The sequence below is a fragment of the Pseudoalteromonas sp. S16_S37 genome (assembly GCF_014694405.1).
GTDB lineage: Bacteria > Pseudomonadota > Gammaproteobacteria > Enterobacterales > Alteromonadaceae > Pseudoalteromonas.
Genome location: NZ_JAAUWV010000004.1, coordinates 189,893 through 203,855, shown reverse-complemented (window position 1 = coordinate 203,855; position 13,963 = coordinate 189,893). Strand labels below are relative to the sequence as shown.

The 13,963-nt window shown below is 41.5% G+C and carries 7 protein-coding genes; 2 read left to right on the top strand and 5 right to left on the bottom strand.

The genetic code is table 11. From position 1 onward, the window contains the following. Window positions 1-15: 15 nt before the first annotated feature. The 3 genes from HC733_RS03985 to HC733_RS03975 form a co-directional block, all read right to left on the bottom strand. Window positions 16-1,419 carry a Y-family DNA polymerase gene (locus HC733_RS03985; RefSeq protein WP_190363751.1) on the bottom strand — a complete coding sequence of 468 codons (1,404 nt, stop codon included), beginning with the start codon at window positions 1,417-1,419 and terminating at the stop codon, window positions 16-18. Continuing rightward, entirely contained in the window at window positions 1,416-2,096 is a 681-nt protein-coding gene (gene imuA, locus HC733_RS03980) for a translesion DNA synthesis-associated protein ImuA (protein WP_190363750.1), read from the bottom strand. The genes HC733_RS03985 and imuA overlap by 4 nt, the downstream gene beginning before the upstream one ends. A 589-nt stretch (window positions 2,097-2,685) precedes the next feature. Further along, window positions 2,686-5,745, bottom strand: coding sequence for a hypothetical protein (locus HC733_RS03975; RefSeq protein ID WP_190363749.1), 3,060 nt, complete (start codon window positions 5,743-5,745; stop codon window positions 2,686-2,688). A gap of 356 nt (window positions 5,746-6,101) precedes the next feature. Between HC733_RS03975 and HC733_RS23065 the strand changes: the two genes are divergently transcribed. Continuing rightward, a complete protein-coding gene (locus tag HC733_RS23065) occupies window positions 6,102-10,889 on the top strand; it encodes an RHS repeat-associated core domain-containing protein (RefSeq protein WP_190363748.1) in 4,788 nt (1,595 codons plus the stop codon). Then, on the top strand, window positions 10,886-11,296 hold the full coding sequence (locus HC733_RS03965; protein ID WP_190363747.1) for a hypothetical protein: 411 nt from the start codon (window positions 10,886-10,888) through the stop codon (window positions 11,294-11,296). The genes HC733_RS23065 and HC733_RS03965 overlap by 4 nt, the downstream gene beginning before the upstream one ends. A 620-nt stretch (window positions 11,297-11,916) precedes the next feature. On the opposite strand, the gene sucD is transcribed toward HC733_RS03965, so the two are convergent. Further along, window positions 11,917-12,789 carry a succinate--CoA ligase subunit alpha gene (sucD, locus tag HC733_RS03960; protein WP_190363746.1) on the bottom strand — a complete coding sequence of 291 codons (873 nt, stop codon included), beginning with the start codon at window positions 12,787-12,789 and terminating at the stop codon, window positions 11,917-11,919. Further along, a complete protein-coding gene (sucC, locus tag HC733_RS03955) occupies window positions 12,789-13,955 on the bottom strand; it encodes an ADP-forming succinate--CoA ligase subunit beta (RefSeq protein ID WP_190363745.1) in 1,167 nt (388 codons plus the stop codon). The genes sucD and sucC overlap by 1 nt, the downstream gene beginning before the upstream one ends. Window positions 13,956-13,963: the final 8 nt, after the last annotated feature.

Genomic DNA, 13,963 nt, shown 5'->3' with positions numbered 1-13,963 from the left:
TCAGAGCAAAAGTACCTAGCAAAACAACCCGTGTACAAACCAGCGTTGTGATGACTCTTTGTAAACCCATAACCACTGACCTTGCTCATTGCGAGCAATATAATAATCTCGCTCAACAATATAATTATCCCACCAGCCAGTACATACCCTTTCAGGGCCCCAGTAAATGCTTATTTTCTCTTGTAAAGGAACGGCATAGGGCAACAACATACTTGGTCTTTGCTGCTTTGGTCTGCGCTGTAACTTAGCGCTCTCAGGTAAAGGCTGACTTGTAAAAAATGAGCGCTCAGGCCGAAGATCAGCATAAACTTCAAAACCAGATACCGTCTGTTCACCTAATTTAGCCTGCAGTCTTGCAATCAACTCCGCGGCGTTTATTCCACCGCTTGTTTGCTCAAAAAAAGACTGACTCTCATATCGATTATCCAAAAAATCTTTTACCGATAATGTGATAGCTTGCACTGGTGCCGACAAATTAATATTAGAAAGCTTTAACTCTAGAAGTGATTGCCAAGCTTGTGCAGAGCCTTCACCTTGCGCTGTTGCCACTTGCAGCAAAATTGGCTGTTCGTCCCTTAATTGCAACTCTAAAATAATTTGCATGGCAAGTTTATTCCGACGCCTTAAAAACAACTCAAGTTGCTGTAACAACTTATCCAATGGTTTTGCTAACCACTGTAAGTTTTCAAGTTCATAGAGCAGAGTTAACTGGCGAGAAAACACCAAAGCAGGAACATAATAAGTTAACGGATGCTGCAACTCGCCCTTAAGGCGCCCTATATATTGCACCAGTTCAATATCAAATCGTTTGGCTAAATCTGCAATAGGGATATCCAGTAATTGCGCCACTGTTGTTATACGCACTCGCTGTAACTTTTCACATGTACTTTGAGACAACTCTGTGCTTTGTAAATTAAAGGTTTTAATCTCTTGCATTAATGCTTGAATATTATCAGTAACAAGGTTTTTGTTACCCTGCGCAAGTAATTTTGCACCAAGCACCGAGTAACCCGTTGCAAAGCGATAGCTGAGCTTTAGATCAGCTAAATGATTTTGAACATGTTGCCAGTAGCTATCTAAGCTTTTGTACAAAGACAACATGTTAGTAACCTTTAGCACGACGCCATTGGGTGGAAACAAACTGATATCGGCCGTCACTAAGTACAGCCAGCTTGCGATTTCTTCTAATTTCGCGTTCTCTAAAAACGCATCATAGGCAACTACCTGCAAGTTTTCACACAAACTCGCAGCACTGGCTAATCCCATCTCCAGCTTAATACCTGCTTGTAATGCGCGATGAGACGCCTGCATAACCTGATTTGTATGGCTATTTACCACTACAATAGCAAGATTACTTTGCTCTGAAAGCAAACTATCTAACTGCAAGTGCTCAAAGTGAATATATAGCCATAACGTCATTTAGCTATCCGAAATGCAGATGGAAAAGGCATCACATTATTGCTTTCTATAGGTGCAGGCGCCAATTGAGGCCAATAATCAGCTAAATTAAGTACAAAGGTACTTTTAGGCCAGCCCCCTTTTTGTTTTTTGATTTTGACTGCCATACCCTGTTTATGGGCTGATAATTCTAAGCATAACGCTACAGGTAATGAAAAATGTTGTTCATTAATAGAGCGGAATAAAAACAATGAGGCTCCGCCTTGCTCTGAGGCAAGCTGCAATCGCTTTGCTTGCGATATTGCTAATGTGTTGTGCCACAATAATACACTACTACAGGCATGACTTTTTAAGCATTGCTCACTGGCCCAAAGCGCTTCTTTGGCGGATGTTGGTTGAATGAGTAACAGCTGTTTATTATCAAAACCCAAATGATATAACTGATGCGCATTAACATGAGCCGGTGGATTAATAAATACGGTTAAGTCTTTTTTTGCTTGCAAATAAGGCAACCAAAGCTGTAACTCGCCAATACCACTTGGCGATTGTATTTCAACCACCCCTTGTTGAGGTAAGCCGCCATGTAGCTGTTCATCAAGTAAATTAATACCTGTACTCACGCGCTCAAAGGATTGAGTCTGCTCACACCCTTGCCATAGCCATTGGCGATGCTGCAGTAAATCAATTATCTCGCTCATACACACCAAAAACAAAATACTGTATATTTAAACAGTATAATTATTTATGCATAAACTGCAAGATCAAACTAAGGCTACTCTTAACTTGAAATCGACATGCTGTGAAAGCAATCAGTTAGGCTGTCGAATGTATTTTTAAGCATAATAAGAGCATTTACGAAGAACGCACACATGAAAGCCTAGGTGACCTGCCACCTGCAGCTTACCGAGCTAAATTGGAAAACTCTAGTTTTAGAGGTGTATCACTAACGGGGGAGTAGACAATAACATCTGGGCAGTTAGGAGCGATGATACGAACACTGTGTTGGTCAAGCTTAATTTTAAGGTCAACCATCTCTAGTGTGGGATACCCTGAGTTATATAAACAATTGAAATACATTTTTTGCGAGGTCAACAATGAACAATGTACTAACTCTTTTCAGATGGGGCTCCTATGAACTCTGTTGCTATTAAATCAGTTTGGCACTCTGACGTCGATTTTGGAGCGTCAATCTCATCAGCCTCTGAAAAATGATTGTAAGGAATTTATAGCCTAAATATGTATGAAGGAATGACCCAACGCCTTAATCAAGGAATTGGGCCAGCTTAATTACTGAGTTTCAGCAACAGGGTTACCTAACAAATCAGTATGAATATAGATAACACCTTTAGGCTTCATGTCTGATACATAGCTCCACTGAGTACAGCTATTCTCGGTAAAACACGCTCTACCACGGTACAAATAATTCCCTTCAAGTTCTTGGGAAATAGTATAGCGTGTCGTATTTCCTATCCCCTCAATAGTTACCCAGTCATTCACTTGTGATTCATTACAAGTGGCTCTTGACTCACATTGAGCTCTTTGTAGTTCAATTTTACTAACACCATTAATGGTATTCCAGCTTATAACTTTTTCGTGTAAAGAGAGTGCAAATTGTTCATCTCTCACCGTCACTGTCATCTCAGACGAATCTAAGTCACTACATATAGCGCTATTATCCCCACTAAGACATGCTTTAACATAGAATTGATAGGTTCCCGCCGTTGTGAACATATAATCTTTGTCTAGTGTTTGGACTCTAGAATCAAACTCACCCAGCAACTGCAATTGACTGTTTCCAGGTTCTTTTACATATAATGAATACGTAGTATGTTCTTTAAAAAATTCATGGATCTGCCAAGTAAGCACTACATTTTGCTCAAGAATTAAATGTTCAGGAAGCGCAGCAAATGTTACAGCAGGTAGTGCCGTGTCTGATACTTTGTAACTCGTTGAAACTTTCGACCCACAGCGACCGTTCAAAAAGCATGGCTCAACTTCAATAATAATGGCTCCACCCACTCTAAAGTTTGGCCCTCGTTGAATCTGCGTTCCCGCATAGTTCCCTTGCCAAAGGAAAGTCTCACTCGGCCCACCGTCATATACATCTGGCTTGGTTACATAAATATTATAACTCATCGGCGCCGTAATACCTTTTGGTTTGTGCCACGAAATATTAACCATTTCACCAAATTTGATGGTTGGTTTATCAACCTCTAACCCAGATACTGTGAGCGCAGATTCATCATCAGTTACCGAAACAGTTGTCCAGGTATTGCTCTTAACGCTACAGGTGGGTGTCGGTAGAGTATCACACACTTCTAGATAGAAAGTGTACGCACCAACATCATTGAGAGCAGTTTGAGGAGTATATTTTACCAGCGTGCTAGTACCTGGCTTTTTCACCCAAATACTAGCAGTAAAATTCTCTTTATAAAATTCAGGCATTTCCCAGCTAAACTCGGGCCATTGAGCTTGATAATAAAGATTTTTATCCGCCGAAAATGAGACAGGTTCTGGTAAATTGCCATCACTAACTACATATTCAACACGCGTTTTATTTCCACATACACCACTTAGTGTACAAGGCTGAACTTCTACAACTGTTTTGCCGAATCGGTAGTTAGGCCCTCTATTAGCGTGTGTTTCCGTTATATTATCATGCCAAAGTAACGATTCTGTCTCATCGCTGCCCGTTGCCAGTGGTTTGGTGATAAATACATCGTAAGTGAATTGCTCACTCAGACCTATCGGTTTTTGCCACGATATATTAACATGCTGGCCAAGTTCAATAGTTGCCTTATCTACGGTTAACGCTTCTACTTTTAACGGTGTCACGTTGAGCTTAAATTCTGTTTCTTGTTTCTTATTACACACTTTGGGCGTGTAAACCGTACACACTTCTAATTGAAAAGAGTATTCCCCCTCAGTGGTTAATCTAGAGTCTGTGTCAAAATGGCTAAATTGGCTGGCTCCCGGGTATTTTACCCATACTTGGTTAGTTACAGCCTCTTTGAAAAAGGTCGGCATACGAATATCAAAAGAAATTGGGAACCCAATATAGCCTTTACTTGCCGTAGTTTTGAATACTTCCGGCTGAGGTAAAGAATCACCTGATAAGTTATAGGTAACTGCTGCTGATAATCCACAACCACCAGAGACAAGGCAAGGAATGACCTCTATTTTTGTTTCATTGCGGCGATAGATAGGCCCTCTGCTGATCTGAGTCTCAGATAAATTATCTTGCCAAAGGAAGCGCTCCTCCGGCTCCGTAGGGTTCGCACTAGGTTTAGTGATATAAATATCATAAACCAATTGGCTATCTGAGATATAACCTGCAGGTTTCTGCCAAGAGATATTAACACTTTCACCATAGCTGATTTCGCTTTTATCTATCGCTAATGCACTGACGCGTGATGTTTCAATTGTCGGTAACACGTTTACTTGCGTGAGGGTCTTTGTTCTATCATTGCACTCACCATATTTGTTACACATCCCTATAGATAAATAATGAGCGCCAATACTGTTCATTGTATAATTAAATGAAGTTAAATCACTGCCGCTGGCAACTTGAACACTACCATCATATAGCGTATATGTAACAGCTTCATTGTAATAGGCATGATTTGACCAAGAAGCATAAACACTCTCGCCTTCATTAATTTGACGTTTATTGACACTGAAATTTGGCTGTGGCAACTCTCCGCTAACCGTGTATGACGTGCTGCTATAAGGTCCACACTGGTTGTATTGGTTACATGCTCTAACTTCTATTGTTGTTGTTCCCCTGCGGTAGATATTGCTTCTTGTTACAGTTGTGGTGGTCGTGTTATCCATCCACAAGAAACTTTCCGAAGCCCCCCCTCCTGCGCCTGGCTTAGTGACATACACATCGTAGTAAACCGCATGACCACTCATATTCGAAGGTGCAGACCACCTTATCGTGACCGAGTCACCATAACCTATGTTTACTCGGCTGACATGTAAACCCTGCGTATAGCTTGGCACTGGAACTGGTGGTGGTGGCTCGTATACACTCAATGTAACAGAGTTAGAGCGGGAACATTGGCTTGCTGAACACGCTTCAACATAGAACGTATGAGTACCAACAAAGTTTATATTTTGTCTGTAAAACGAATTGCTCGTGTAATCTCTTCTGAAGTTAACATTGGCACCATCAGGCTTGGTTACCCAAAGGTTATATTTAATAGCACCGCTAGGCGCGCTCCAACTTAGGTCAACACTTCCGCCTTTTTCAATGGAATAGCGATTAATACTCAAATAAGGAGACCCCAATGCGAACACTTTGATACTCATAAAAATAACACTAATAAATAAAAGAACTCTCATGCGAACTTACGACTCCTTGCTTGTATTTTTTAACAAGTTGATACTGTGCAACCTGCCTGATAGAACATCATTATGCAAAGTGGCGGATAATATCAAAACAGGTACGTGTGAGCCATAAAAATATCTGGTTAGTGACAACCTATTGTGGTTTTTGTTGCTTTTTCGGGTTCAGCCTTTAAAATTTACCTTTCCGATTTTACTGAAACGGGTAACTGAAACTTGTCGGTTTGCTCAGGCTAAATATTTTATAGCTCGCCTCAAACAGTCATTTTCATCACCCCAATACTACTTTTACTCTGATACACAGCATGATTTTTATCCTCTGCGATGGGAATAACTCAAAGGAACAATTGCGAATGAATTTTCTAATGAACAGGGTGATATTCACTCTGTTGCTTTCGATACTTTACCTAAATAATAGTGCAATGGCTGGGTCCGATGATGCTGAACATTATCCTGGTGATACACAGCGTAAGGACCGTACGACTCAAACAAATAACTTTGGCGAAATTATCAACGACATAACTGGCGAACTCGGCTTCGAAGTCGTCGATGGCGTTATACCCGGCAGCAATGGCATGGACATTGTCATTTCCAGAAGCTATGGTTCGACGACTCCTGTTATGGGCTATCAGTCAGCATATTCACTCTTAGTAAATTGGCATTTTGAAATCCCAAGGGTCATTATCAAAACGACTCCTTGGGGTATTACTCGAGGATGGCAACCTGAGCACTTTGATGAAATCATAAAACCCGTGTCTACAACACGAACCGGTATATGCAACGACCCTTATCCTGGAGACGGTCGCGCCTCTCAGTTAAATTCAGGAAGGACAAAAATAGCCAATAGATACTGGTCTGGTATACAACTAAAAATCCCCGGCCAACCCGCCCAACAGTTAATAAAAAAAACGGATACAACAGGTCGCTATCCAAGCTCTGCAAAATGGGTAAGCACATCAAATTGGGTTGCTTCATGCACCAACGATGGTAATGGTTTTATCGTCAAATCCCCAGCTGGTATCACTTATACCATGGACGTTCTAGAAGCTATCTACAACTACAATGGCTTGCTTTATTCATTTTCTCAACCATCAAGAAACACCCTATTCGTTTCAAAAATTGAAGATGTACATGGCAATGTAATCACATATAACTACGCTGAAATGGCTGCAAAATTTGAGACCGTCTATCTACGTGCCGACAAATGCCGTTATGGCGAAAATGCATGTAAAGCCACGAACTACGACAGCCCAAGGTTTTACTCACGACTAAATAGCATTACTCGAAACGACGCAGTCAACCCGCAAACAGTCACATTAAACTATACAACTGATACTGACTATTCGATTGATAGCATTACAGCAAATGACCGAACGTGGACCTACAATTACGCGCTAGATAATCATGTTGGAAAATACGAGTTTTACCTTGAATCTGTTGAGAACCCTAATGGTACTAAATGGCAATATAAGTACGAAGGGGAGAAGATGTACCGCATTGAGGAGCATGGTTTTGACGGAAGGTATGGCGGCGTCGAAAGACTGACTCAAGTAACGTTACCTGGCGGCGCTACTGTCGACTATACCTATAAAGACTTTGGTAAACTCAAAAATGACCCGTTCGACGAAAACCTTAGACTCGAAACCAAAACAGTAAAAGATGGTACAACACTGATAGATAAGTGGGAGTTCGATTACAAAAATGGCAGTAATGATACAATTGAAGTGACCGCCACTCGCGGCAATGATATAACGACAAAAGTCTACGAAAATGACAAGTCATTTCAACATGGTAAACTGCTTTCGCTGACCCAAAAAAGACTGAGTGGCTCTAGCGTAGTAGACAAAAGAACCTCTGAATTTACGTATGCTGAGCAAGCTGTCATTGGCGAATTTCAGTTTATGGATTATCCAAAAGATATTCCAGACTCCTTGACCAGAAAAGTTAAGCTGACCAAAAAAACTATTACTGAACACAACAACACCTATACCACTGAATATCTTGAACACGATAAATATGGTAAACCGACAAAAATAAAGGAAACGTTTGGCGATAACGTAAAATACACAAAACTGGGTTACTACAACAATTCTACCAATTGGATTTTAGGATTGCCGACTACGGTAAAAGTTTCTAAAGATGACAGCAGCTATACCACAGTATCGGAGATTGTCTACCATGACTCCACCTCGGCCAATGGTATTTATGCAAACAAAGGATTGCCTTACCAGTCGAATAGCTTTGGTCGTTGGACTACTCGTTACCCTCAATACACAACCCGTGGCGAACTTAAAAAAGAAGAATATAACGTCGCGCGCACTGTAGGTGAAGGAAACCGATTTACAAAATATGATAACTATAAAAGAGGAATAGCGCAGGCTATTACCATTCCAGCTCGTAAGTCAGCCGGAAATATCTCTAGGACGAAGACCGTCGATAATAATGGCTGGGTTACGCAAGAGACCGACTTTAATAACATCACAACAAAGTACAGATATGACAAACAAGGCCGTATTCAATCAATTGATTACGGCGACGACACCACCTCAAACAATAATTGGCAAGATGTTCTTTATACATGGAGTGACAATGCAACAACGGGTCGAACTCGTACAATGCAGCGCTGTAAATTACTTGATAATGATGCGGATGCCGCTTGCTCAGGTGACGTTGTTTACACTGAGGTAGAAACCTATGACGGTTTATTACGTTTAGCCTCACTATCGCAAAATGACGGTAATAACACGCGCTATCAAACATATAAATACGACAAATTTGGTCATCAAACTTTTGAGTCATATTGGCAAGATACACCAAATAAAACCAAAGGCGTAAGTAGTCATTATGATGGTTTAGGACGTTTAGAGAGTACGACAACAACAGGTCTAGGTAGCGTTAAATATGATTATTTAAGTGGTAACAAAATTAAAGTTACAGATGCAAAGAAAAATGTAACCACAACAACCTATCTTGCATATGGTAGCCCTAGCTATGAACTGGCAACGAAAATTTCTTCGCCAGAAAGAATCACAACCTCAATTGATATTGATGTATTAGGTTTAACAAAGACGATTAAACAATCGGGTTTCAATGACAAAAATCAAGCCGTTTCTCAGACCGAGAGCTATTATTACAACACCTACAAGCAGCTTTGTCTGACAGTTCGCCAAGATACGGGCGCACAAGCATTCAACTATAACGCGTTAGGTGAAACTAACTGGCACGCCGAAGGCGTAAGCTACAATACGACTAACCCTGTGTGCATCGCCAAACCAGCAAATAAAGCTGTTACCTACATTCTTGATAACCTAGGCGAAGTTAAATCTGTCTCTTATCCTGATAGTACCGGCAATGTCAGTTACACAAAAGATAATAACGGCAACCTAACCGCTCTGAGTGCAGGTTCTGTAAGTCATGCGTATACGTACAATAACCAGAACTTGCTTGAAAGTGAAACTCTGACTGTTGACGGCAAATCCTTGTCGTTAGTGTACGACTACAATAACATGATGCACCTAAGTGCACTTACATATCCTGACGACACCAAAGTAACGTTAACACCCAATAGCTTTGGTGAACAAACAGAATCACAAGTCTATGCAGAAAGTGGCAACAATGAATCGACTGTCGAACATAGCTTTGCACATACTGCTACCTACCACCCTAACGGAACGATAAAGAGTTTCACTTACGGAAATGGCGTTACTCATACTACAACTTTACACAGTGATAGCTTTCTGCCTAAACGTCTAAATGACGCACAAGCAAACGTTAGCAAGTTAGATCTTAGTTACGAATATGATGACAATGCCAACGTGTACTCAATTACTGATGGCTTAAGCAGTAATGCGTATGGCATTACTCGCATGCAGTATGATGGGTTAAATCGCTTAACATACGTTGACGGTAATAGTGGTCTTGGTGACAGCACGATTCAATATGACTACCTTGGCAACATTAAAAGCTACACAAGTAAGGGTCGCTCGCTCAGCTATACCTATAAAAACCATCGCCTAGACTCTGTAACTGGGTTTGGTTCAAAATATAGTTCGTTCTCTTATGATGACAGAGGTAACGTAACTCACAATGGCGCAAGAGGATTTACCTTCAACCGTGCGAATCAACTTACCAACTCAGGCACAAATACGTACCTTTATGACGGCTTTAACCGCCGAGCTAAGCAGTCTGATGCAAGTGGCGTTAGCTACAGCATGTACAGTCAGGCAGGTGTGTTATTGTATCGAGAAAAAGGTGATTTTGTCGGTAATGGAACAAACTACATCTACCTTGGTACGAAACTAATTGCCAAGTTTGGAGACGTTACTCCTGCACAATCTGTAGAAGCATCACGTCAACACTATCGTCCGTTTGGCGACACGCTCAAGGATGAAAAAACAGATGATATTGGTTACACTGGTCATAAGTATGACAAAGACATTGGTCTGAGTTATATGCAGGCACGATACTATGACCCCGTCATAGGTCGTTTTTACTCGAATGATCCGGTTGGGTTTACGGGAAGTCCTCATAGCTTTAACCGTTATGCCTATGTAAACAACAACCCATACAAGTATACTGACCCTTCAGGTCAAATTGCTGAATCTGTTTGGGATGCTGCAAGTTTGTCTATGGGACTTAGCTCGCTAGGGAATAACCTATGGCAAGGTAACTGGGGAGCTGCTGGAATCGATGCCCTTGGCGTCATTCTTGATGGTGCAGCTTTGGCAATGCCTGTTGTCCCTGGTGGCGCAGGGATGTTTATAAAAGGCAGCCGAGAAGCTGCAAACAGCGCAGAAGCAGCGGCTGATGCTGCGTTAGCCTCTGGTAAAAAATCTGGAGCAGCTGCTGAATTAAGAGTAGGAGACAAAGTTTACACTGGCGTAAGTGGTGAAATTGTTAAGCCAAATCCTCAAGTTACCGGCGCACTTATGGGGACTCCTGCTTCAGCTAGAAAGCCATGGCATGGTGGATGTGCTGAGATTGTTTGTCTTGATAAAGCACTGAATGATGGTGTTGATGTTAGTGGCGGTACTATAAGAGCAGTTAACATCGGGGCGTCAGGAAATGGACATGGTACAGCTAAGAAAATATGTACATCTTGTAATGATGTATTGAATCATCTAGGAGTTAAAAAGCAGTGAATATTGGAGCTATAGATTGGCCGTCAAATTCAAAGGCGGCTATTGAACTTTATTTAAACTTTTTGATTAAGGTTATTAAGGCAAACAACATTCGGTTTCCGAATAAGTTTCAAGATCCTATCGATATTACAAACGGATATTTAGAAGGAAATATACCTGTCGATATATATCGAGAGTCGGCAAATGAGTGGTGGAATTACATTGACTCTAGTGGACAGATTCAAGAGTTTTCGAATAGTGACGCCTTAGTTGCACGAGTCGCGATTTGCCTGCTTTCTGTAACTGATGAAGACGTACCAGAATTGGGCGAGCATTTATCATGGTTCTTTGAAGTATTGGAAAATTTAGGAATTGATTTAGATTCTCCAATAGAACAAATGTGCGAATATTTCCCTTTTAAGAAGTAACTAACGGAGCCCTTCGGGGCTCTATTTTTACCCACAAGCCAAGATGTTTGAAAGGACTGATTGATAACTCTGCTATTTATTAGCGTGCTTTATAGAACGTTGCAAAACCGATATTGAGATTTCTAATAACTATTTCTATCCATTTCCCCACCCAATAACCTGCCTGTTTTTTAGACTAAAGAGCTGCTTACGTTTTGTAATTGTGTTTTTGAAGAAATTGAAAAAGTAAAAGACCCACTGTCCACTTCCCCGTTAGTGAAACACCTGTAAACTAGAGTTTTCTAACTTTGCTCGGTAAGCTGCTGGCGACAGTTCTCCGAGACTTTCATATGTACGTTCTTCGTTGTCATCCAATCGCCAGAACCACACTGAAACAGCCTCAAGACACCCTACCCCATTGAATTTAGGAGGATAAAAGTCGCTCCGACTGAGTAAATAGTTTAGGTATTCTGACTAACCTACTGTACACATAATTTGGACAATGATTCATTGAATGATAGAAATACCTGTAAAACTACCCGAAGACATTGTTACGCAAAGCAAAGACCCACTCTATTTACCAAAAAAAATGCCAGTCACATGGACTGGCATTCAATAATCACTTTAAAAAGCTTTGGTTATTACCAACCCGCTTTTTCTTTAAGTGCAATAGCGATATCAGCTAGTGAGCGAACAGTCTTAACGCCAGCTGCTTCTAAAGCTGCGAACTTCTCGTCAGCAGTACCTTTACCACCAGCGATGATCGCACCAGCGTGACCCATACGCTTACCAGCAGGTGCAGTTACACCAGCAATGTAAGATACTACAGGCTTAGTTACGTTGTGCTTGATGTACTCTGCAGCTTCTTCTTCAGCTGTACCACCGATCTCACCAATCATTACGATTGCTTCTGTTTGTGGATCGTTTTGGAACATTTCTAGTACGTCGATGAAGTTAGTGCCAGGAATTGGGTCACCACCGATACCAACACATGTAGACTGACCAAAACCAGCATCTGTAGTTTGTTTAACAGCTTCGTACGTTAAAGTACCAGAGCGAGAAACGATACCTACTTTACCAGGCTTGTGGATATGACCAGGCATGATACCAATCTTAGTTTCACCCGGAGTGATAACACCTGGGCAGTTAGGACCGATCATACGAACACCAGTTTGGTCTAGCTTAACTTTAACATCAACCATGTCTAGTGTTGGGATACCTTCAGTGATACAAACGATAAGCTCGATGCCAGCATCAATCGCTTCTAAGATTGCATCTTTACAGAAAGGTGCTGGTACGTAGATAACTGATGCCGTTGCGCCAGTTGCTTCTACTGCTTCACGTACTGTGTTAAATACAGGCAGACCTAGGTGAGTTTGACCACCTTTACCTGGAGATACACCACCAACCATTTGCGTACCGTACTGGATAGCTTGCTCTGAGTGGAAAGTACCTTGACCGCCAGTGAAACCCTGACAGATTACTTTTGTATCTTTATTAATTAATACAGACATTATTTGCCCTCCGCAGCAGCAACAACTTTCTGTGCAGCATCTGTAAGTGATTCTGCAGCGATAATGTCAAGGTCAGAGTTAGCTAGAACTTCACGACCTAATTCAGCATTAGTACCTTCTAAACGAACAACTACTGGTACTTTAACGCCAACTTCTTTAACTGCACCAATGATACCTTCTGCGATCATGTCACAACGAACGATACCACCGAAGATGTTAACTAGTACTGCTTTAACATTGTCATCAGAAAGGATGATCTTGAATGCTTCTGCTACGCGTTCTTTAGTCGCGCCGCCGCCAACATCTAGGAAGTTAGCAGGCTTACCACCGTGTAGGTTTACGATGTCCATAGTACCCATTGCAAGGCCTGCACCGTTAACCATACAACCTACGTTACCGTCTAGAGCAACGTAGTTAAGCTCGAAGCTTGCAGCGTGAGCTTCACGCGCATCTTCTTGCGAAGGATCGTGGAATTCACGGATCTTAGGCTGACGGAACAATGCGTTACCGTCTACACTGATTTTACCGTCAAGGCAGTGAAGGTTGCCTTGATCTGTGATTACTAGAGGGTTGATCTCAAGTAATGCGAAATCGTGGTCATTAAACATAGTTGCAAGACCCATGAAGATCTTAACGAACTGTTTAATTTGTGCTGGGTTAAGACCTAGTTTAAAGCCTAACTCACGACCTTGGTAAGGCTGAGGGCCTACTAGTGGATCAATTTCAGCTTTATGAATTAGCTCTGGTGTTTCTTCTGCAACTGTTTCAATTTCAACACCACCTTCAGTAGATGCCATGAAAACAACTTTACGAGTTGCGCGGTCTACAACAGCACCTAGGTATAATTCGTTAGCGATGTCTGTACAGCTTTCAACTAAGATTTTAGCTACTGGCTGACCTTTTTCGTCTGTTTGGTAAGTAACTAAGTTTTTACCTAACCAGTTCTCAGCAAATGCGCGAATTTCTTCTTTGCTATCAGCTAGCTTAACACCGCCTGCTTTACCACGGCCACCGGCGTGTACTTGACACTTAACTACCCATTTGTCGCCGCCGATTTTAGCAGCTGCTTCTACCGCTTCCTGAGGTGTATCACAAGCGAACCCCTCAGATACTGGCAAACCATAGTCGGCAAATAGTTGTTTTGCCTGATACTCATGCAAATTCATGATGCTTT

Bases quoted from the DNA above. Each gene is read 5' to 3' on its own strand.
- HC733_RS03985 (WP_190363751.1), bottom strand. From the start codon at position 1,419: ATGACGTTATGGCTATATATTCACTTTGAGCACTTGCAGTTAGATAGT.
- imuA (WP_190363750.1), bottom strand. From the start codon at position 2,096: ATGAGCGAGATAATTGATTTACTGCAGCATCGCCAATGGCTATGGCAA.
- HC733_RS03975 (WP_190363749.1), bottom strand. From the start codon at position 5,745: ATGAGAGTTCTTTTATTTATTAGTGTTATTTTTATGAGTATCAAAGTG.
- HC733_RS23065 (WP_190363748.1), top strand. From the start codon at position 6,102: ATGAATTTTCTAATGAACAGGGTGATATTCACTCTGTTGCTTTCGATA.
- sucD (WP_190363746.1), bottom strand. From the start codon at position 12,789: ATGTCTGTATTAATTAATAAAGATACAAAAGTAATCTGTCAGGGTTTC.
- sucC (WP_190363745.1), bottom strand. From the start codon at position 13,955: ATGAATTTGCATGAGTATCAGGCAAAACAACTATTTGCCGACTATGGT.